Source organism: Labrys sp. ALF-8, assembly GCF_059699065.1.
In genome coordinates, this window is the sequence record NZ_AP048537.1 from 940,944 (window position 1) to 961,439 (window position 20,496).

The 20,496-nt window shown below is 61.3% G+C and carries 20 protein-coding genes, 1 tRNA gene and 1 other RNA gene; 10 read left to right on the forward strand and 12 right to left on the reverse strand.

Going from position 1 to position 20,496, the window contains the following annotated elements:
• The first annotated feature begins 50 nt into the window (after positions 1 to 50).
• Positions 51 to 1,817, forward strand: coding sequence for an ABC transporter permease subunit (locus AC6H34_RS04235; RefSeq protein ID WP_497538013.1), 1,767 nt, complete (start codon positions 51 to 53; stop codon positions 1,815 to 1,817).
• Positions 1,818 to 2,427: 610 nt separating this feature from the next.
• The gene (locus tag AC6H34_RS04240; protein ID WP_448145984.1) at positions 2,428 to 3,213 is read left to right on the forward strand and encodes an outer membrane protein; all 786 of its coding nucleotides are present in this window, start codon (positions 2,428 to 2,430) and stop codon (positions 3,211 to 3,213) included.
• 1,055 nt (positions 3,214 to 4,268) lie between these two features.
• On the opposite strand, the gene AC6H34_RS04245 is transcribed toward AC6H34_RS04240, so the two are convergent.
• The 5 genes from AC6H34_RS04245 to AC6H34_RS04265 form a co-directional block, all read right to left on the reverse strand.
• Positions 4,269 to 4,574 (reverse strand): hypothetical protein, encoded by a 306-nt coding sequence (locus AC6H34_RS04245; protein ID WP_448145983.1) that lies wholly within the window; start codon positions 4,572 to 4,574, stop codon positions 4,269 to 4,271.
• Between the two features lie 121 nt (positions 4,575 to 4,695).
• Entirely contained in the window at positions 4,696 to 4,905 is a 210-nt protein-coding gene (locus AC6H34_RS04250; RefSeq protein WP_448145982.1) for a cold-shock protein, read from the reverse strand.
• A 1,110-nt stretch (positions 4,906 to 6,015) separates the two neighbouring features.
• The gene (rpsU, locus tag AC6H34_RS04255; protein ID WP_497539849.1) at positions 6,016 to 6,297 is read right to left on the reverse strand and encodes a 30S ribosomal protein S21; all 282 of its coding nucleotides are present in this window, start codon (positions 6,295 to 6,297) and stop codon (positions 6,016 to 6,018) included.
• Positions 6,298 to 6,394: 97 nt separating this feature from the next.
• Positions 6,395 to 6,604, reverse strand: coding sequence for a cold-shock protein (locus tag AC6H34_RS04260; protein WP_448145981.1), 210 nt, complete (start codon positions 6,602 to 6,604; stop codon positions 6,395 to 6,397).
• A 349-nt stretch (positions 6,605 to 6,953) separates the two neighbouring features.
• Positions 6,954 to 7,367 carry a response regulator gene (locus AC6H34_RS04265; RefSeq protein ID WP_497538014.1) on the reverse strand — a complete coding sequence of 138 codons (414 nt, stop codon included), beginning with the start codon at positions 7,365 to 7,367 and terminating at the stop codon, positions 6,954 to 6,956.
• A 143-nt stretch (positions 7,368 to 7,510) separates the two neighbouring features.
• Here AC6H34_RS04265 and AC6H34_RS04270 point away from each other — a divergent pair, with 143 nt between their 5' ends.
• The gene (locus AC6H34_RS04270) at positions 7,511 to 7,900 is read left to right on the forward strand and encodes a hypothetical protein (RefSeq protein ID WP_497538015.1); all 390 of its coding nucleotides are present in this window, start codon (positions 7,511 to 7,513) and stop codon (positions 7,898 to 7,900) included.
• Between the two features lie 162 nt (positions 7,901 to 8,062).
• Here AC6H34_RS04270 and AC6H34_RS04275 read toward each other — a convergent pair.
• From AC6H34_RS04275 to AC6H34_RS04295, 5 genes are all read right to left on the reverse strand, one after another.
• A tRNA-Met gene (locus AC6H34_RS04275) sits at positions 8,063 to 8,139 on the reverse strand.
• A 114-nt stretch (positions 8,140 to 8,253) separates the two neighbouring features.
• The gene (locus AC6H34_RS04280; protein WP_448151196.1) at positions 8,254 to 9,042 is read right to left on the reverse strand and encodes an inositol monophosphatase family protein; all 789 of its coding nucleotides are present in this window, start codon (positions 9,040 to 9,042) and stop codon (positions 8,254 to 8,256) included.
• 230 nt (positions 9,043 to 9,272) lie between these two features.
• Complete coding sequence (locus AC6H34_RS04285) at positions 9,273 to 10,523, reverse strand: tetratricopeptide repeat protein (RefSeq protein WP_497538016.1); 1,251 nt, start codon at positions 10,521 to 10,523, stop codon at positions 9,273 to 9,275.
• Positions 10,520 to 11,167 carry a thiamine phosphate synthase gene (locus tag AC6H34_RS04290; RefSeq protein ID WP_448151194.1) on the reverse strand — a complete coding sequence of 216 codons (648 nt, stop codon included), beginning with the start codon at positions 11,165 to 11,167 and terminating at the stop codon, positions 10,520 to 10,522. Before AC6H34_RS04290 ends, AC6H34_RS04285 begins: the two co-directional genes overlap by 4 nt.
• Positions 11,168 to 11,409: 242 nt before the next feature.
• Positions 11,410 to 12,600: a phosphoglycerate kinase gene (locus AC6H34_RS04295; protein WP_448151193.1), complete on the reverse strand. Its 1,191-nt coding sequence runs from the start codon at positions 12,598 to 12,600 to the stop codon at positions 11,410 to 11,412.
• Positions 12,601 to 13,192: 592 nt separating this feature from the next.
• Here AC6H34_RS04295 and AC6H34_RS04300 point away from each other — a divergent pair.
• From AC6H34_RS04300 to AC6H34_RS04310, 3 genes are read left to right on the forward strand one after another with little or no spacing between them, the layout of a single operon-like run.
• Positions 13,193 to 13,864, forward strand: coding sequence for an amino acid ABC transporter permease (locus AC6H34_RS04300; RefSeq protein WP_497538017.1), 672 nt, complete (start codon positions 13,193 to 13,195; stop codon positions 13,862 to 13,864).
• Between the two features lie 8 nt (positions 13,865 to 13,872).
• Entirely contained in the window at positions 13,873 to 14,523 is a 651-nt protein-coding gene (locus AC6H34_RS04305; protein WP_497538018.1) for an amino acid ABC transporter permease, read from the forward strand.
• 31 nt (positions 14,524 to 14,554) lie between these two features.
• On the forward strand, positions 14,555 to 15,382 hold the full coding sequence (locus AC6H34_RS04310; RefSeq protein ID WP_497538019.1) for a transporter substrate-binding domain-containing protein: 828 nt from the start codon (positions 14,555 to 14,557) through the stop codon (positions 15,380 to 15,382).
• Positions 15,383 to 15,475: 93 nt separating this feature from the next.
• Here AC6H34_RS04310 and gap read toward each other — a convergent pair whose 3' ends face one another.
• Together gap and tkt are read right to left on the reverse strand one after the other, a co-directional pair.
• Positions 15,476 to 16,486 carry a type I glyceraldehyde-3-phosphate dehydrogenase gene (gene gap, locus AC6H34_RS04315; protein WP_448151189.1) on the reverse strand — a complete coding sequence of 337 codons (1,011 nt, stop codon included), beginning with the start codon at positions 16,484 to 16,486 and terminating at the stop codon, positions 15,476 to 15,478.
• Between the two features lie 146 nt (positions 16,487 to 16,632).
• Positions 16,633 to 18,621 carry a transketolase gene (tkt, locus tag AC6H34_RS04320; protein ID WP_497538020.1) on the reverse strand — a complete coding sequence of 663 codons (1,989 nt, stop codon included), beginning with the start codon at positions 18,619 to 18,621 and terminating at the stop codon, positions 16,633 to 16,635.
• A gap of 295 nt (positions 18,622 to 18,916) precedes the next feature.
• Between tkt and AC6H34_RS04325 the strand changes: the two genes are divergently transcribed.
• The 4 genes from AC6H34_RS04325 (at position 18,917) to AC6H34_RS04340 (ending at position 20,496) form a co-directional block, all read left to right on the forward strand.
• A complete protein-coding gene (locus AC6H34_RS04325) occupies positions 18,917 to 19,168 on the forward strand; it encodes a DUF4164 family protein (protein ID WP_497538021.1) in 252 nt (83 codons plus the stop codon).
• Between the two features lie 3 nt (positions 19,169 to 19,171).
• Positions 19,172 to 19,537 carry a cell division protein ZapA gene (locus AC6H34_RS04330; RefSeq protein ID WP_448151186.1) on the forward strand — a complete coding sequence of 122 codons (366 nt, stop codon included), beginning with the start codon at positions 19,172 to 19,174 and terminating at the stop codon, positions 19,535 to 19,537.
• A gap of 201 nt (positions 19,538 to 19,738) precedes the next feature.
• A non-coding RNA gene (gene ssrS / locus AC6H34_RS04335) (6S RNA) lies at positions 19,739 to 19,896 on the forward strand.
• Positions 19,897 to 19,917: 21 nt separating this feature from the next.
• Entirely contained in the window at positions 19,918 to 20,496 is a 579-nt protein-coding gene (locus AC6H34_RS04340; RefSeq protein WP_448151185.1) for a 5-formyltetrahydrofolate cyclo-ligase, read from the forward strand.

Here is a 20,496-nt window from a genome sequence, read left to right on the forward strand (position 1 = left end):
TCGGACAGGCCGCACGTTTCGGACAGGGCCCGCGGGCGCACGGAGTAAGAATGACAGATATCGAGTTATCCGGTTCCCCCAAGATGCACCGTATCGCCATGCGACGGTTCAATCGTCTGTGGCTGGCCATCCCTGGTCTCGGCTTTCTTCTGGCGTTCTTTCTCCTTCCGACCCTGCAGGTGCTGTCGATAAGCCTCTATGAGAAGTCGGGCGCTCTCGATGCCTCGGCCTTCATCAAGCTTTTCACCTCTCCCGTCTATTCCCGCGTGCTCCTGACGACGTTCGGCATCGCGCTGCAGGTCACCGTCCTGTGCCTGCTGGTCGGCTATCCTCTGTCATACTGGCTGGCCAGACAGACGGCACGCCGCCAGCGCATCGCGCTGATGTTCATTCTCATTCCCTTCTGGACGAGCCCGCTCGTGCTGAATTTCTCGTGGCTCGTACTTTTGGGACGGAATGGCATCGTGGCGCTGGTGATATCGAAGCTGGGCATGACGGACGGCGATTTTCTGTTCAACCGCCTCACTGTCATCTTCGCCATGGTTCACACCATGGTGCCGCTTACCGTGGTGACCATCCTGCCTACCATGAACATGATCGACAAGCGGCTGAGCATGGCGGCAATGACGCTGGGCGCCAGCGCACAGCAGGCTTTCTGGCAGGTCTACTTCCCCCTCAGCATGCGCGGCGTTGCGACTGCGGGCCTGCTGGTCTTCATTTCCGCCCTGGGCTTCTTCATAACGCCGGCGCTGGTCGGTGGACGGCAGGATACCATGATCGGACAGTTGATCATCCAGTTGATCAACCGCCTGCAGAACTGGCAGCTCGGCAGTGCGCTGGCTGTCGTTCTCGTCGTCGGGGCCCTGTTGGCAATCCTCCTCTACGACCGCATCTTCGGCTTGTCTGCCATGTCCGGCGAGACCGCCGCGGGGGCCGCGGACAGCAGGCTGCGTCTCGCCGGCATCGCCATCAACCGCATCCTGGCCAGATTCTTCACGGGAATTGCCAGGTTCTACAATCGAGCCTTCAAAGGGCTGACCGGCGCGCACCTGCTGTCGCTCTATTGCTGGGCTGTCATCGCGGTCCTGCTGTTTCCCATCGTCGCGTTCATTCCGATGGCCTTCACCGAAGGTTCGTTCCTGAGCTTTCCGCCGCAGGGCTGGAGCACCAGATGGTTCGCCGACTATGCCGCGTCCGACCTCTGGGTCTCCGCGACCCTGCGCTCCTTCGCCATAGGCCTCTTGACGGCAGGGCTCACGCTGGTGGTCGCGGGCCTCGCGGCTTTCGCCATAGCGAGGTCGAAGTCTCGCTTCGCCGGCCTCGTCTTCCTGCTCTTCATGGCGCCCATGGTGGTCCCGCCGATCGTCGTGGCCATCGCGCTCTTCTATCTCTGCGCCCAGTTGCACCTGGTCGCCACGGATATGTCGATCGTGATCGGACACACGGTCATTGCCATGCCCATGGTTTTCGTGATCCTTCTGGCGACCTTCAAGGGGCATGACTGGCGCTTGGACCAGGTCGCCTCCACACTCGGCGCGACCCATCTGCAAACGCTGCGCCGGGTGACCATTCCACTTGTGAGGAGTGGCCTCGTCGTTGGCATGGTGACCGGCTTCCTGCAATCCTTTCAGGAGCTTACGGTAGCGATGTTCCTCGGCGGAGGACTGAAGACGACGCTGCCGCTGCAAATGTGGAATAATATCCTCCTGCAGGTCACGCCGACGCTCGCCGCAGCATCTGTCGTGGTGCTGGCTATCGTGGCAGTCCTGTTCTTCATCATCGAATGGCTCCAGCCGGGACGTACCGCACGCACTTGAAAACGGACTCGGCGGTCTCTTCCCGATCTCGGCGACGGCCAACTCCCGGGCCGGAGCAAGGTCCTGGAGCGGCTCCCACAAGGGCAAGGCGGTGCGTCAAGCCATTCGCGAGGCGGGAGCAAAGCTAATCTTCCCGCCCCATATTCCCCCGGCCTGAACCTGATCGAGGAATTCTTCTCGAAGATCGAACTCTGGCTGCGCGAGGCCGAATGTCGAAGCTCGATGGGACAAGAAGGCAAAAATGGCGATGGCCGTGCACCTTGAAATCCCGGAATGCACCCAGTTCCTGCAAAGGCTGCCTCATCGAGCGACGGCAGACCAATTCCGGACGCTCGCCCGGATCTTCTGCAAGGCTGTAAAAAAATCGCGATGTAATTGACTTAAAGAGAAAATTGGTAGCGAGGAAGCATTTCGTCCTCGATAGCCGACAAGAGGACGTGGTGCTGACGCCGGACTCGATACAGGTTGGCGGCCGGCGCGGCGTGGTCTGAGGGCCAAAAGAGAAGCAAAGCCCCTACAGAGCTAGAGACGTCGGATTTCACGGCACCCTTGGCATCCACGCGATTGCTGGAATTCTGAACAGACCGGTATCGCATTCGATAAATTTGGAATGTTGCTGCAAAACAACAGATTTTCTCCACACGGCGTAGTATTGGTCAGCTATCAAGTTTGGGAATCTTCCATGAAGCGAGCTCTACTCGCCATTGCGGCATCTATCTTTGCAAGCACAGCGCTGGCTGCCGATCTGGCGCCTCAGCCGACCGAGCCGGTTGCACCGGTTTATGTTCCCTATTCGTGGACGGGTTTCTATGTCGGTGCCCAAGGCGGTTACGCGTGGGGAGATTCAAAAGCCTCCTATCCGATCGCAGGGCCGGCTGGATTTCTCGATCTCGATCCTGATGGCGGTTTTGGCGGCATCCATGCTGGTTACAACTACCAATTCACCAATGGCTTCGTCGTCGGCGTCGAAGGCGATGTAAATTATGGGTCAATCTCCGGAAGTGATATCTATCACGTCGTTGGTGGCGGGGTGCTTGTAGGAGATAACGGTAAAGGCAAGTTGACGTGGTTTGGATCCGCTAGAGCCCGTGTCGGATATGCTTGGGATCGCTTCCTTCCCTATGTTACTGGCGGCGTGGCAATCGGTGATTATAAGAACACGCTTTTTGCCGGGACGAATTCGACCTTCAATGGCTCTTACAGCAATACTCAAACTGGCTGGACGGTTGGTGCAGGTATTGAATATGCCATTACTGATAATATCACGGCTCGTATCGAGTACCGCTACACCGACTATGGCGACAAAACCGACACAGCCGCGGTACAACCTCGGTCGATCCACACGACCGATTTGAAAACCAACGACGTCCGAGTCGGCGTCAGCTACAAATTCTAACCTTCTCAGATGTAAGAAAGCCCGGCGTTTGCCGGGCTTTTTTGTGCCTTGTCTCTCGACGCCCTGGAACGCCCTGGCCGCTGCCTCGCTGTTGAAACCGAATATCGTGTGGTTGACGGCATGTTCGCCGATACTGCGCTGACGCGGTGCGTCGCTGAGCGTCCGGTAGAAATCCATCACTTCGTGGTAGTCGTGGATACGGCCGTAGAGCGTGTGGATCGCCACATGGAAGGGATAGAAGCGATCGAGCGTCGACAGCTGGAATTCACCCTTACGGTAGACCATGGCTCACCATCTGCCGGGGCGAACGACATAGATTGGAGGACGAGGTCCGGCCAGAGGCAGCATGGATCGTGTCACCCCTGGCCGGGTTCCAACCGGGAGGCGTGGCTCCTCAACCGGCTAATTGCAGCCTAACACGATAAGGAGAGGCCCGGTGCTGTTTCCGGAGCCCCAGCCAAGGCACGGCGCTTCTGGCTGAAGGACTGGATGCACATACCGGTTCCTCGCTGGGGTCCTACGACCGGCCGCATGCACCGTTGCATAGTGCCGGCCGAGCGGTTTTTCTTCGCTCATCACATGTCGTCTACGAAGTCGGACGGATCGACTTTGCACGTTCCCGCGTTCCAGCAAGGTCCGCCTTCCCCAACTCAGAGCGACCTTCACGCAAAGCCTTCAGCTTAGCCGTCTTGGCATCCCTCGCGGCCGACTCCTCATCAATTATAGCTCTGGCGGCGGCATCACTGGCAGCATGTCTTGCTGCCCAATCACTCGGTCTGCCTCGACCACCGCTCATGAACGCCGCCTTTCATGGCGCGGTGGCAGTTTCCTACCTGGCCGATGTATCGCGGCGGCTTGCGCGGGGTCTCCCCGGAGCAGTTGAAGCTCATGCTGTTGCGCCACTCTCTCCCTGAGGTCAGCAACATTCCGAAGCCGGTATTGAGGCTCTGGTCCATCTGCCGGGAGGAGACGGATAATTTCGAATGCGCCTTCGTCACGATGTCCGGGAATACCCAAATAGGACACGATAGTGCCGATTTTAAATACGGGGGCAGTCATTCTGGCGTCCTCTTGGCAGATTGACCAGCTTGTTCGCCCACCTCGGCCGCGGGATTTCTGGGCAAGGGATAGCGGTCATCGTCATATAGAGAGCGGAGCGTCGAGCCTGTGTAATCGCCATTATCAGTCTCGATTTTGACTGCAACCAATTCGGCGTGCGATTTCTCGATGGCGAACTGCACCGCGAGCGCAAGAGTTCCAAATCGATGGTACTTCTGGGGAGCCCTGCCCCGCGTTGATCGACCCGCGCCGAGCACCTGCACATATACCGCCGCCGGTACGGTAAAATCGGGAGCGTCCATGTCGTCACTTCTCCGCTCGACGGCTATCATGAAAAAAGGCCGGGCTTGCCCGACCTTTTCACACGCACCTCAATAGCCAGTGCCAGTACATCCGTGGTCAAAGGCTAGAAGCGCCATGTTCTTATGCAGCCTGAAGATTCTCGGCCACGTTCTTTCCATTGCGAGGGTCTCTCGCAACATCGAAGGTAAGCTTTTGGCCTTCGTAGAGGGAGCGCATACCCGAACGCTCGACAGCCGAAATGTGAACGAACACATCCGGACCGCCTGCATCGACCTGGATGAAACCAAAGCCCTTGGCATCATTGAAGAATTTTACAGTTCCAGTATTCATGACGATTTCCTTTCAATCGGTCGTGAGAAGTCAGTTGTCGAAAAGAAAATTCGACAAAAATTTCAGATCGATTCTGAGGAAGAAAATCATCGGCGCCAAAAGAAGGCGCGGAAAAAGATCGGCAACAACATCGATTCAGATATTATAAACTTTAAATGTGTTCATGACAAGGCGCGATTTAGGTCGATAAAAAATCACTGGGCCGCTAGAACTTCAAGCTCGATTGGCATTTCAAATGCGACAATACTTTCCTCACATGCAGGACATTTAACTGTCGAGCTTTATACCGAACAGCCCGTTCGGGAGCATAGCGCCCTCATGCCGCCCCCCGAGAATCTCAAGCGCGTCATCGCGAAACGACTCCCACATGGGTGCTCCCTCAAACCCTACTACTTCTTCATGCCCTTCCATTCGACGCATCAGGCGACAAATGCGCTCGACCGGGACCGTAGATGATCTGGGCATCGACTTTTCCTTTCCGGTCCGGTGAACAAAGAAGCCCTTAATGCCCTGCTTCACCTCGATCAGCAAAGGGAGGCGTCTGTACCAGTGTCGCTATGAGGCGAAGCAGCGCCTGATGCTCCGGACCATTTGCACCCGGAGCGAGAAAATCACGGAGAGTAATAAAGGATATGGCGGCGCCAGAAGGTCCATTGGCTTGGTGAACGACAACCGCCATCCCGTCTGAAGGGTCCCGGCCAAGGTACCAGACGTCACCGTTGGGGCTTCGATAGAGTTCCCGACGTTCACCCATCCATGTTCTCCGTTGCAGCAGTTCTTGGGCAAAAAGGCCTTCGATCGGCCAACTCCCGATTGATCGGGCCCATGCGCTCTTAAGGCAGGACGCTGAGGTGGTGCGCCGACTTCATGGCACATAGTTCAAATTCGCGCGCCGTCCGCTCAAACGGTTCGCCGACCGTTTTGATTCTGTAGCTGGGCTCCGAGCCATCGCCAGGTAAAAGCCGCGTAATTTCGTAAGCCTTTTCCTGCTTGCGGGAGGGAGCAAGCCTTAAGGTAACGAGCTCACCAATTCTAAAAGTGTGAATGCCCATGTTTCTTCCTTCAATTTTATTAAGCGCGGCAACTGTTGGGCATGATCAGGCGCCGTCGTCATGAGGTAGGACTGCCCCCCTGCCCCCGCGGAAATGGGACCCGGGAGGATGCAGACGCCTTGGGCTTCGGCATGGGAAGGAGGCCCTCCCGCTGAGCCTTTTTGCGAGCGAGCTTACGGGCTCGTCGCACCGCTTCGGCCTTTTCGCGCGTTTTGCGTTCGGAGGGCTTCTCGTAGGCCCGATGTCGCTTCAGCTCCCGCAAGACGCCTTCACGCGTCAGCTTTTTCTTGAGAACTCTCAAGGCCTGGTCGACGTTGTTATCACGAACGAGAATGCGCAAAATTCCTCCAGGAGAAAAAGAAAGGGCCTGACTGTTTTGTCGGCCCTTATGAAGACTACGGCATAGCCAACGATCGTCGGCCAGCATTTATAGAGGATCAATCCACCCGAAGGTCGTTGGCCGAGGATTTGCCCGTCTTACGGTCTCGCACCAATTCATAGCTGACCTTCTGGCCCTCGCGTAACTCCCGGAGACCAGCCTTTTCAACTGCACTAATATGGACGAAAACATCCGAGCTTCCGTCCTCCGGCTGAATAAAGCCGTAGCCCTTGGTGGAGTTGTACCATTTGACAGTGCCGATGCTCATATTGAGCCTTTCATGGAGAACAGGCATTCGCTGCCGCAACGCTGCGACAGGCGAGCCCATATAAGGGAAAAACTTCCGCTCTTAAGAGGAGTGGCTTGGCGTAGGAGATGCGCGGTTAGCGCCGAGGCCCCTAACAAACACTGGACCTTAATTGACGGGGCGTCAATCCATCGTGAAGCTCGCAGGATCCGGGGCCGACGGCAGACCTAAGACGGCTGTGCTCCTAACCGACGGCGGGTCTTCCATCTGAGACAAAGCGACAACCACCTCGATCTGACCTATTGCTTGTGCCTGCAGCGCTCCTTTTCGTCCTGACCGAGCCGAATGCGTTGCCCCTCGACGAACGCATTCATCTACGAAGGAGACTGCTGATCCGTGCCGCCAACTTGTCCAAATCGTACGGCTTCGGCACAAAATCACAACCAACCGGAATCCGGCTTAGAGGCGGCATCCCCTTGCCGGTCGTGAGCAGAAGCTGCAGTCCCGGAAAGCGCCAGGCAACGTCTGCAGCAAGCTCTACACCATCTAGGAGACCCGGCATGTTAATGTCGGTGAACAATACCTTCACGTCGGAGCGGCGGGCCATGATTTCCAGCGCTTCGTCAGCATTGGACGCCTCAAGCACATAAACTCCCTGGTCCATCAAGAAATCACACACCACCGTTCTTAGTAGCGGCTCATCTTCCACCAGCAAGACCACGGGCTCGTTGTCTCGGATTTCTGTCATAGACGGCAAACCATTTCGGGCGCTGAACGTTCCCACGGCCGCGTCCGTTATTGCTGGTGCACGAAGGGAACTGCCTCTGAGAGCGCCGCCACTTTAAAAAATCTCGGGATCCTTACCGAGCCGAACGGAACCCTTCAGAACGCCCTCTATGCCGGGAGGATCATCTGGAACCGATCCAGATGGTGCGAGCCCCCGACACCGGCAAGCGCGTCTCGCGGGTCAATCCGGAGCACGAATGGCAAGTCGTCGAGGTTCCCCACTTGCGGATCGTTTACCTCGCCACCTATCGCGAGGAGCGGGCCCAGCTCAAGGCCAGCGTCAGGGATAACCGGACCAAGGCCGAACACGGCCTGGCCGAGGCGAAGGTGTCGATCGATCGTCTCGTCAGCGCCTTCTCAAAAGGCCTGATCGAGGAAAGCGACATCGGACTCAGATGGAATCGCTGCGCGCCACGCGCGACCGCTGGGCCGCCACGCTGGCCCTTGCCGAGGACGAATCAAATTTGGTGGAGCTGCATCCGGACGCCATCGCCGCGTTTCGGAGAAATCTCGATGACCTGGCGAGCGTGATGAGGGCCGAAGGCGCGTCGAATAAGCTGGACGAGCCGGCACAAATATTCCGGGAATTTATCTCGGAAGTGACGATTGAGCCCCGAAAAGTGGGCGAACCGTATGTCTTCGAAGTGAAAGGTCGCCTTGCCGCACTTCTCGGAGAAGTGTCGGCTAAAGCGTTGGTAGCGAGGAGTGGACTCGAACCACCGACACGCGGATTATGATTCCGCTGCTCTAACCAGCTGAGCTACCCCGCCACAGGGTCCGGGTGAACCGGAACGGCGCGGGTTATGAAACGCCGCGCCGGAACTGTCAAGCGGCGGAAGAGAAATCTTTCGTCTCTCCGCGCCTTGTCGACAGGCTTTCGTTCGTCAGGCCTTGGCGATCAAGCCAAGCAGGCCTTTCTGGATGGCTTCATTGCCGGCGACGATATCGCCCGTATCCAGCATGGTGTCGCCACCACGGAAGTCGGAGACGAAACCGCCCGCTTCGCGCACCAGCACGATGCCCGCGGCGAGATCCCAGGACTTCAGCCAGCGCGAGGCGAGGCCGTCAAGGCGGCCGGAAGCGACATAGGCAAGCTCCATGGCGATCGAGCCGAGGTTTCGCGCTCCCGCGACATGGCCGAGCACCGCGCCGAGATCGGCGAGATTGGCGCCCTGATGGCCATGTCCGAGATGCATCAATCCCATGCCGACGAGGGAATCCTCCATCAGGCGGCGGCCGGACACACGCATGCGGCGTTCGTTGTGGAAGGCGCCCTTGCCGCGCTCGGCCACGAAGAGATCCTCGGTGGCCGGGTTGTAGACCACGCCGGCAACCAGCACGCCCTCACGCTCCAGGGCCACGGAAGTTGCGAAGAAGGGAACGCCGTGCAGGAAATTCGTTGTGCCGTCGAGCGGATCGATATGCCAGCGATGGGTCTTGTCGGCGCCCTCGATCACGCCGGATTCCTCCATCACGAAACCATAGCCCGGACGAGCCTTCTCCAGCTCCTGATGCAGGGTACGCTCGGCCTTCTGGTCGGCGATGGAAACGAAGTCGCCCGGTCCCTTCGCGGAAACCTGGAGATTCTCGAGCTCGCCGAAATCGCGCTTGAGACCTTTGCCGGCCTTGAGCACGGCAGCAACCATCACATTCATCAGGGGTGAACGCAGCATCACGAAACTTTCAAATAACAGCGCGCGCCGGCAGGCACGCGTAAGGGCATGAATTGGAGGACGCCTGTCTAATTGAAAACGGCACGGGATTGAACGGGAAAGTGAAGGCGGCGGCAAAAAAGGCGCGTCGAGCAGCGGGCAGGCTCGCGCCCGGCTCCTTCACGCCTTGTCCGCAGCCGCAAAGGACCTTTGCTGCCCGAGACCGCACTTCCGCCGCATAGAACCGGTCTTCACAAGCCGTGGTAGCGCGCGCCTTCCATCGCCGCGGCCTGCACCTCTGGCGTCTGCCTGGCCATGAAATCGTCGAGCTGCTTGTCATCGAGCCCGGCGGCCTTGGCGAGGATGTTCCACATGCAGGCCAGAATGGGATTGGGCGCGATGCCGACACCCGCCGCATACATGCGCGCGAGCCGGTTGCGGGCGATCGGTGAGCCACGCTGAGCAGCGCGCTCGAACCAGTCTCCGGCCAGTTCCTGATCCTGCTGCACGCCGTTGCCGTTGAAAAGGGCGAGGCCATATTCCACCATGCCATCGAGATTGCCGGCATTGGCGGCGGCAAGGAAGTAGTCGGCGGCCTTCTTGGGGTCGGCCTGCACACCCTTTCCGTCCTTTGTGAGGATGCCGAGCGAATACAGGGCATCGCCGTTGTTGGCGATCGCTGCCTCGCTGAAGCGCTTGTAGGCGGTCGCATAGTCGGGAGGCCCGTTGCTGGGCTTCAGGGCGATGATGCCGAGATTGTAGGAAGCCTCGGGCACCATCATCTCGGCGGCGCGATTGAGCAGCAGCATGCCGCCGGCCTCGTCCTTCGGCACGCCGTCGCCCAGGAGCTTGATCATGCCATAGGCGAAGATGGCATGCCGGTCGCCGCGCTCGGCGGCTTCCGAATACCATTGCGCGGCCTTGCGCTTGTCCAGCGGCACGCCGAGGCCTCCCGCGTAGAGCTGGCCGATCAGCGTCATGGCGGCGGGATCCTGCGCGGCAACCACGCGCTTCGTAGCCTCGTCCAGGGCCTGGAGATAGAAGCCGCGCTGGAAAGCACCATAGGCGAGATCGGGCGGCGGTCCCGATGGCGTGGCCTCGGGCGGCTTGCCGTCGGCGGCGCCGGGCTGGATGTCCAGGGGAGAGAGCAATCTATCGGATTTGGGCGTATCGGCGGGGCGAGTGCCGGCATCGGCGGGAAGCGACATTCCTGCCCTCGGAAGCTCGTCGGCAGGCACGACCGCATCCGCGGGCGGCGCAGCGCCGACGGGAGGGCTCACGCCAGCGGCCGGCTTGGCGGCATCTTCCGGCTTGGCCGTGCCGTCGCCGCTCGGCGTGACGGCGGGCGCATCCTTCGTCGTGGAGGGCTCGGCACTGTCGGCGGGCTTCGCAGGCTCGGCAGCCGGTGCCGGCGCTTGCTGCGCCATCGCCGCCCCGAACACATGTGCCACGGATGCCTGAAGTGCCAGAACGAGGACGAAGGCGGAAACACGCCTGTTCATGCGTGATTCCTTTGCTTCAGCACGCGGTCCGCCAGGGCAACGGCTTCAGCCGGGCCCTTGCCGTGATCCCAGACGGCATTGCCGAGGGCGATGAAGTCGGCGCCGGCATCCGCAAGCACCGGCACCGCGGCAAGGTCGGGCGCGAAAGCCACGCACGGCACCTCGAATAGTTCGGCCCACCAGCCTGTACGCTCGACCACGCCCTCGAGCGGTGGTAGCCGGCCGTCACGATTGGGCTCGCCGAACATGACGTAGTCGACGCCGGATTCGGCGATCGTCATGGCATCGTCCTTGGAGCGGATGCCCCCTGCCCCGACGATGCGTTCGGGCTTGAAACTCTCGAGAGCATCGGCGAGCCCCTTGCGACCATCGCTGAGATGCACGCCGTCGGCGCCGGCGCGGGCCACAACCCCGCTCCAGCCACTGACGAGAAGCGCCGCTCCGGCGCCCTGCACCACGGGTGCGATCTCCTTGATCAGCTTCTTCGCGCTCTGGTCGTCTCCCGCTATGGGGGTGAACAGGACGCAGGCGATGTCTCCCGCGCCGAGTGCCGCCTTGAGCACGGGGAGGAAACCCGCCACATCCGCGATGGCAGGTGTCACCAGATAGATCTGCACGGGCGGGCGGGGGGAAATATCGGCCATGCTGTTTCCTCAGCGGCTTCTCCAGGCGCACTCGGCGGGCATGCTCGGAGAACGCTGCGTCATCTCGAACTCCGGCCGGAACCTCTCGGCTCGAAAAGCCGCCGCGAATCCAGGCTCGGAATCGCCGGCATCCTGCCGGCATTTCCTTAACAATGAATGGCCCGCAGGCCTGCCAGGCGAGCCTGCCTGCGGTCACGACGCAAATTCACCGGCAATTCCGGCGAGGTTGCGGCGGGCAGCCCTCAGGCCCTGAGGATTTCGACGCCCGGCAGGGGCTTGCCTTCCATCCATTCGAGGAAGGCGCCGCCGGCCGTCGAGACATAGGAGAACTGCTCGGCGACCTTCGCGTGGTTGAGCGCCGCCACCGTGTCTCCGCCGCCTGCGACGGACAGGAGCTTGCCTGCCTTGGTCCGCTTGGCGACGTGCTTTGCCGCTTCCACGGTGCCGTGATCGAAGGGATGCAGTTCGAAGGCGCCGAGCGGGCCATTCCAGACCAGCGTCTCCGCCTCGTCGATGGCGCCCTTGATGCGCTCGATCGACTGCGGTCCGGCATCGAGGATCATCCCGTCATGGGGGATCGATTCCAGGCCGTAGGCGTGGTTCGGCGCATCGGCCTCGAAATGATAGGCAACCACCGCATCCACCGGCAGGATGATGGCGCAGTTGGCCTTCTCCGCCTTGTCCAGGATGGAGCGTGCCGTATCGGCGAGATCGCGCTCGGCCAGCGACTTGCCCACGCCGACGCCCTGCGCATGGAGAAAGGTGTTGGCCATGCCGCCGCCGATGATCAGCGCATCGACCTTGCTGACGAGATTGCCGAGCAGCTCGAGCTTGGTGGAAACCTTGGCACCCCCGACCACCGCCACGACGGGCCGTTTGGGTTGCTCCAGCGCATGGGAGAGCGCCTCGATCTCCGCCTGCATGGTGCGGCCCGCATAGGCCGGCAGCAGATGGCCGAGGCCCTCGGTGGAAGCATGGGCGCGATGGGCGGCGGAAAAGGCATCGTTGACCCAGATGTCGCCATTGGCCGCCAACGCCTTGACGAAATCCGGGTCGTTCTTCTCCTCGCCCTTGTGGAAGCGCGTGTTCTCCAGGCACAGGATGTCGCCGGGCTGCATCGCCGCCACGGCCTTTTCGGCGACCTCGCCGATGCAGTCCTCGGCAAAGGCGACAGGGCGCTTGGCGATCTCGGCGAGCTTGGCGGCTACCGGCCTCAGGCTCTCCTTGGGATCGACGCCCTTGGGGCGGCCGAAATGAGCCAGCAGGATCACCTTCGCCCTGGCGCGCGAAAGCTCGAGGATGGTGGGGATCACACGTTCGATACGGGTGGCATCGGTGACGACGCCGTTCTCCATGGGAACGTTGAGATCGACGCGCACCAGAACGCGCTTGTTCTCGACATCGAGACCATCAAGGGTGCGAAAAGCGCTCATGCCTGTCCTTGTCCATCCATTGCCGGCGCGCCGCCCGGCGCGGCGCCGCTTCATCAATCAAACGGGGGAGCAATAGACCAAGCGAGCGCATGGTGCCAGCGCGGAAGGCGATTTTGGCTCGCCGATTTTTAGGAAAGAGCAATCGAAAAGACGCGAAGCCGGCAGGAAGTCCTGCTTGCCATCGCGCCCCGCCTCACGCTCCATGGTGGCCGGAGGATTCGATGCTGGACCAGTTCCGGCCATTCTCTATTTCCTCATAGGAGCTATGCCGGTTCATCTCGCTTACTTCGTGGCTCCGCCGATTCAACGGCAGGGATCGGCGAAAACAAAGAGCGATCACGCCGACAACCACGACAAGGCAGAAAAGTCCCCACAAGGTTTCCACCGTCCACGCCCGCACTGATGCCAGTGCGGCAAAGTTTAGCACAGTCCCTCTGAAGATATTCCGCTGCCTCCGGCCGGCTTCTCAATCGTGAATTTTCATGCAAATCTTCAGACATAAACCCACGCTCCGGCTAATGGGTATTTGGGAGGCGCAGTTGGGCGGTGGAGCGATCTTTTCCGACATCGGGTTACGCCGGGAACGGCGCGCTTGAATTACGAGTTCGAGTTTGCCGACGTCTTCGCGAACTGGCCCGAGCTGGCGACGGGTGCGCTGCATACCCTGGTTCTCTCCGGCCTCGCCATGGCTATCGGCATGGTGGTGGCGGTCCTCGGCGCCCTCGCGAAGACTTCCGGTCCTAGATGGCTGCGCCTCGTCGTCGACGCCTATATCGAGCTGATCCGCAATACGCCCTTCCTGATCCAGGTCTTCGTGATCTTCTTCGGCCTGCCCTCGATAGGCCTGCGCCTGCAGTCGAACAGCGCTGCGCTGCTGGCCCTGGTGGTGAATGTCGGCGCCTATGGCATCGAGATCATTCGCGCCGGCATAGAGAGCATTGACAAGGGCCAGATCGAGGCCGGCCGGTCGCTCGGCCTCAGGCCGCTCCAGATCTTCCGCCTCATCGTGCTTAAGCCTGCAATCCAGGCGATCTATCCCTCGCTCACCAGCCAATTCATCCTGCTGATGCTCAATTCGAGCGTCTGCTCGGCCATCGCGGCGACGGAACTGACGGCTGCAGCCGGCGACATCCAGTCCCGCACCTTCCGGAGCTTCGAGGTCTATTTCGTGGCGACCAGCATCTACCTGGCCCTGTCCATCGTGTTCTGGTGCCTGTTCGCGGGCATCGAGCGCGCCTTCCTGCGCCAGCCGAGCCGGCGGTAGGAGGACGCATGCGGCCTTTAAGCGAGAGCGACATCCTCTACATCCTTCTGGCCCTGCGCTGGACGCTTCTCCTGTCCGCCGCTGCTTTCGTGGGCGGCGGCATCGGAGGTCTCGCAGTGGCACTTGCCCGAACGGCCGATATCCGGCCGCTGCGCTGGTTCGCCATGGGCTACATCAAGCTTTTCCAGGGCACGCCACTGCTGATGCAGCTCTTCCTCGCCTTCTTCGTGCCCGGCATCTTCGGTATCGACATCAACCCCTGGGCCGCGGCCGCCCTGGGCCTGTCGCTCAATGCGAGCGCATTCCTCGGCGAGATCTGGCGCGGCGCCATCGAGGTGGTGCCGCCTGGACAGACCGAGGCGGCCCGCGCTCTCGGGCTGAAATACGTGCCGCGCATGTTCAAGGTCGTCATCCCCCAGGCGATCCGCATCGCCATCCCGCCGACGATCGGCTTTCTGGTGCAACTCATCAAAGGAACGTCGCTCGCCTCGATCATAGGCTTCGTCGAAATCACGAGAGCCGCGCAGATCATCAACAACGCCGCCTTCCGGCCCTTCACCATCTTCGGCATGGTGGCACTCGCCTATTTCCTGGTCTGCTGGCCCCTTTCGCTCTGGAGCCGGGCGATGGAGCGAAGGCTCACGGCGCCAAGGCGGTAAAGCCGCGCATCTTCAAGAAGGAGGAAACGATATGGCCCTGACAGATTCGATCTCACGCCGCCGGTTTGGCTGCGGTCTCGCGGCAGGTCTCGCAGCGCTCGCGCTGCCTTTCGGCACCTTGCCCGCCGCGGCTGCCACGCCCGACGAAATCAAGGCACGGGGAAAGATCATGGTGGGCGTGCTCACCGACTATCCGCCCTTCGGCGGCACCGACGCCGAACAGAAGCCGGCGGGCTATGATGCGGACGTCGCGGCCTTGTTGGCCAAGAAGCTCGGCGTCACGCTGGAATTCGTGCCGGTAACCGGCCCCAACCGTATCCCCTACCTCCTGACCAACAAGGTCGATCTCCTGATCGCGACATTCGGCATTACGCCCGAGCGCATGAAGCAGGTGCTGTTCTCCAATCCCTACAGCACGCTCACCACCTACATCATGGGTCCCAGGGATCTGAAGATCGCCAAGCCGGAGGATCTCGTCGGCGTCACCATCGGCGTGGCCCGCGCCAGCACGCAGGACATCACCGTCTCGCAGATCGCGCCGCCCGGCGCCCAGATCATGCGTTTCGACGACGACGCAACCACCACCCAGGCCATCATATCCGGACAGGTCCAGACCATCGGCGCCTCGAACACCGTGCTGGCCCAACTGACCAAGGACTATGCCAGCCTCAACATCGAGGCCAAGTTCAAGATGAAGGAGCAGGCCAACGGCATGGCCTTCCGCAAGGCGGACACCGCTCTCCAGGAATGGTGCAATACGTTCATTGCCGAGATCGTGGCAGACGGCCAGCTCAGCCAGATCAACCAGAAATGGTTCGGCTCGCCCCTGTCGCCGCTGCCGCCGATGCCGAAGTTCTGAGGCCGGGCAACGGCGCCTTCATACAAAGCCGAAACGCAAGACAGCGCCCCGGTTGCCCGGGGCGCTGCTCTCAATTCAAGCCGAACGGAAGGCTCAGATCAGGCTGGCGAAATGCACGGCCGTATCGGCCATGCGGTTCGAGAAGCCCCACTCGTTGTCGTACCAGCTGAGCACGCGCACGAACTTCTCGTCGATGACCTTGGTCTGGTCGAGGGCGAAGATCGAGGAGTAGGGGTTGTGGTTGAAGTCGCGGCTGACCAGCGGCTCATCCGTATAGGCCAGAACGCCCTTCAGCGAACCACGCTTGGTGGCCTTGATGATGGCTTCGTTGACCTTCTCGACGCTGGTGCGCTTGCGGGTGTTGATCTTGAGATCGACAACCGAGACGTTCGGGGTCGGCACGCGGATCGAGGTACCGTCGAGCTTGCCCTTGAGATCGGGCAGCACCAGGCCGACGGCCTTGGCGGCGCCGGTCGAGGTCGGGATCATCGACAGGGCCGCCGCACGGGCGCGGTAGAGATCCTTATGCATCTGGTCCAGCGAGGGCTGGTCGTTGGTGTAGGAGTGGATCGTGGTCATGAAGCCACGCTCGATGCCGAAGGATTCATGCAGCACCTTGGCGACCGGCGCCAGGCAGTTGGTGGTGCAGGAGGCGTTCGAGATGACCAGGTGGTCCTTCGTCAGCTGGTCGTGGTTCACGCCGTAGACGACGGTGAGGTCGGCGCCGTCGGACGGAGCCGATACGATGACGCGCTTGGCACCGGCCGTGAGGTGCGCGGCAGCCTTGTCGCGGGCGGTGAAGATGCCGGTGCATTCCATCGCAATGTCGACGCCCATCGAGCCATGCGGCAGCTGAGACGGATCCTTGATGGCGGTGACCTTGATCTTCTGGCCCTGAACGATGATGGAATCGCCCTCGACCTTCACCTCGGCCGGGAACTTGCCGTGGATCGAGTCATAGCGCAGCAGGTGGGCATTGGTTTCCACCGGGCCGAGGTCGTTGATGGCTACGATCTCGATATCCTTGCGCTTGCCCTCGACGACGGCGCGCAGGATGTTGCGGCCGATGCGGCCGAAACCATTGATGGCGACACGAACTGTCATCCGTTTCTTCCTTCTTTCTCTACCTTCGAATTGGCGTAACGGCATTTCCCGGCAGCCTGAATACCGGTTCCCGCGCGGGAAATGCATCAAGCAAAAAGAGAAGCACTTTCCAGATCGGCAGGACCGGAAAGTGCCCTAGGCCCGTGTCAGCCGTTGTGCCGGCGCAAGGCAGTCTCGGCCACCGCTTCGGCGGTGATGCCGAAATGGTTATACAGATCCTTGATCGGGCCGGAGGCGCCGAACCCGGTCATTCCGACGAAGCCGCCATCCGAGCCGATCACGGCATCCCAGCCGAAACGCACGGCCGCTTCCACCGCAACCTTGACCGGCGCGTCGCCGATGACCTTGGCCTTCACGTCGTCCGGCTGCGCCAGGAACAGTTCGAGCGAAGGCACGGAGACCACGCGAGTCGGCACGCCGCGCTGGTTGAGAATGGCGCGGGCATTCATGGCGATCTCGACCTCGGAGCCCGAGGCGAACAGCGTCACCACGGCCTTGCCGCCACCGGTACCGGCCAGTTCATAGGCGCCCTGGGCACACAGGTTCGCCGTGGTGGCGTCACGCAGCAGGGGCAGGTTCTGGCGGGTGAGCGCCAGGATGGTCGGGCCATTGGTGCGCTCCAGGGCGAGCTGCCAGCATTCGGCCGTCTCGATGGCGTCGCACGGACGGAACACACGCATGTTCGGCATGGCGCGGCAGGCGGCGAGATGTTCCACCGGCTGGTGGGTCGGGCCGTCCTCGCCGAGGCCGATCGAGTCATGCGTCATGACGTAGACCGGGGCGGTGCCCATCAGCGCGGCGAGGCGCATGGCGGGGCGCGCATAATCCGTGAAGACGAAGAAGGTGCCACCGGCCGGCACGAAGCCGCCATGCAGGTAGATGCCGTTCATGGCAGCGGCCATGCCGTGCTCGCGGATACCCCAGTGGATATAGCGGCCCTTGAAGTCCTTCGGCGTGATCTCAACCAGGCCCTTGGCCTTGGTGTTGTTGGAGGGCGTCAGGTCGGCCGAACCAAGCACGAGTTCGGGCATCACCTCGACGACGGCGTTGAGAGCGGCTTCCGAGGACTTGCGGGTGGCCATGGCCGTCGGCGCGGCGGCGAGCGCCTTCTTGTGAGCGAGGATGGCCTTGCCGAGCTTGGCGGGGCGCTCATGGCCCATGCGGCGCTTGAACTCGGCCTGCTTGCGCTCGGACAGCGTGGCGAAACGCTCTTCCCATTCCTTGCGAGCGGCCACGCCGCGGGAGCCGGCTTCGCGCCAGGCCTTGAGGATATCAGCGGGCACTTCGAAGGGAGCACCGGTGATGCCGAGGTTTTCCTTGGTCAGCTTGGCCTCTTCCGGCCCGAGCGGCTCGCCATGGGCCTTGGAAGTGCCGGCGCGATGCGGCGAACCGAAGCCGATGGTGGTCTTGCAGGCGATCAGGGTCGGCTTGCTGGACTTCTGCGCGGCCTCGATGGCGGCGGCGATCGCGTCCTGGTCATGGCCGTCGACGGAAACGGCGCGCCAGCCGGCGGACTGGAAGCGCTTGATCTGGTCGACCGAGTCAGAAAGCGTCAGCGGGCCGTCGATGGAGATGCCGTTGTGATCCCACATCACAATCATCTTGTTAAGCTTGTAGTGGCCGGCGAGCGCAATGGCTTCCTGGCTCACGCCCTCCATCAGGTCACCGTCGGACGCGATGACGTAGGTGTAGTGGTCTACTACCTTCTTGCCGAACTGGGCGGCCAGCATCTTCTCGGCAAAGGCGAAGCCGACGGCGGTGGAAATGCCCTGGCCGAGCGGACCGGTGGTCGTCTCGATGCCGACGGTGTGGAAGTTCTCCGGATGGCCCGGGGTCTTGTAGCCGAGCTGACGGAAATGCTTCAGCTCCTCGACGGTCATGCCGGGAACGCCCGTCAAATAAAGCAGCGAATACAACAGCATGGAGCCGTGCCCAGCCGACAGGATGAAACGATCGCGGTCCGCCCAATGGGGCTCAGCGGCATCGAACTTCATGAAACGCGTGAACAGGACAGTGGCGACATCGGCCATACCGAGCGGCATGCCGGGATGACCGGATTTGGCGGCTTCGACGCCGTCGATCGCCAAGCCACGGATGGCGTTCGCCAAGCGGTTCTGCATTTCGCTGAGTGCCATGGAATGTTTCCTGATGAAATCCGCCGGAAATTGGCGAAAAGGGCGTCGGGTTCTTAGCACCTCATCCCCGACTGTCAATGATTGCTGGGTTTTTTACGAATTTCCTCCAAAGCCGTGGCTTCAACCGAACGGAATGGTGGTACGGTGGGAATCGAGGAACGGCGGTGGCCTTGGCCCAGAGAGCGATCCGCGCTACCCTTAATTACAATGGAGCCGAAGCCCGCCTTTTGATGATTCGAACGACGGTCGCTATAGCGAAAAAGAGTGAGTACGCACCTTGTCCGTGGATACTGCCTTGCACCGCCTCAATACTGCTTTAGCCCAGCTTGAAGAAGTGGCCGAGCGTCGTGCAGAACTTGATCGTACCATCGCCGGGCACCGTATAGAAGTGCAGGCCCTCTCGGAAGATCGCAGCCGTCTCGCCGTGGAACTTGATGCGAGCTATGCTCGCTTCTCCAACCTGGAAACGGCGAACCGCGATGTGTCGCGTCGGCTAGACCAGGCGATGGATTCCATTCGTCACGTGCTTGAGCCGCAGGACCGCTGAGCTATGGCCCATGTATCCGTCACCATCGCGGGACGCGCCTATCGCATGGCATGCGACGAAGGGCAGGAAGAGCATCTGCTCAACCTCGGCCGCCAGCTCGATGCCAAGATCGATGCCCTGCGCTCCTCCTTCGGAGAAATCGGCGACATGCGGCTTGCCGTGATGGCAGGCATCATGGTCGCCGACGAACTGTCGGAGATGCAGCGCCGCGCCGCCGCCCTCCAGCAGGATCTCGAGGAACTGCGCCAGACGCGCGACGGCGCCCTTCAGCGCGAACAGCAGACCCAGATGCGGGTGACGCAGGCCCTCAACGATGCGGCCCAACGCGTGGAGAAGTTGATCGACTCCCTCTCGAAGACGGGGGTTTAAGGCCCGGAGCGCGGACATCCTGTCCGCTCTCGAACCGCATCCGCTCCGGGATGGACGGAACGGCATCGGTCAACAGCGAAAATCACGTACCACCCGTCCTCCAGCCCGGGCCGACCAGGAGCGGGCGGGATGTCCGCGCTCCAGGGGATTTCTTCTCCCTCCCTCTAGCGCAAGCTCCTCCTCGCCCCTATTATCTTGGTCGCGGTGCTGCCTGGTTCGTCAGGACAACTGTATCCCCGGGGCCATACGACTCCCAAGGGAGCTGTCACTGTTCTTGCCCGTGGGCTTGGACATTACGGCGCCCACCTACATTAGTAGGCGCCCGGGATCGAACCGTCCAACGGCCGAGGTGGCCCGCTCCTTCTGTTTCCAAGCGTGTAATGGCTTCCACCGATAACAAGACCCTGCTGCGCCAGAAGGCCATGGCCGCGCGTGCCGAGATCCGCGGCCATCAGCGTCAGGTGGCAACGGCGCGGGCCGCGCACCACGCCTTCAACCGCCTGAAATACACCAGCGGCGTCGTTGGTCTCTACGAAGCCTTTCGCGACGAGATTCATCCCGGTGAGATCGCCGAGCGCCTCGCTCAGAGCGGGCGGAAGCTGGCCCTGCCCTCCACGCCGAAAATCGGCCAACCCCTGATCTTCCGAGCCTGGGCGCCGGGCGATCCGCTGGTGCTGGGGCGGATGAAGATTCCGGAGCCCTCTCCCGAGGCCGAGGAAGTGCATCCGCAGGTCCTGCTCGTTCCACCCGTCGCCTTCGACAGGCGTGGCTATCGCATCGGCTATGGAGCGGGATTCTACGACCGCACCATTCCCCAGTTGCGGGCGATGCATCCCGTCTTCACGCTCGGCTATGCCTTCGCTTGCCAGGAAGTCGACCATCTGCCGGCCGAGCACCATGACGTACCGCTGGATGCCATCGCCACCGAGAATGAAATCATAACCATATCTGGAAGGTGA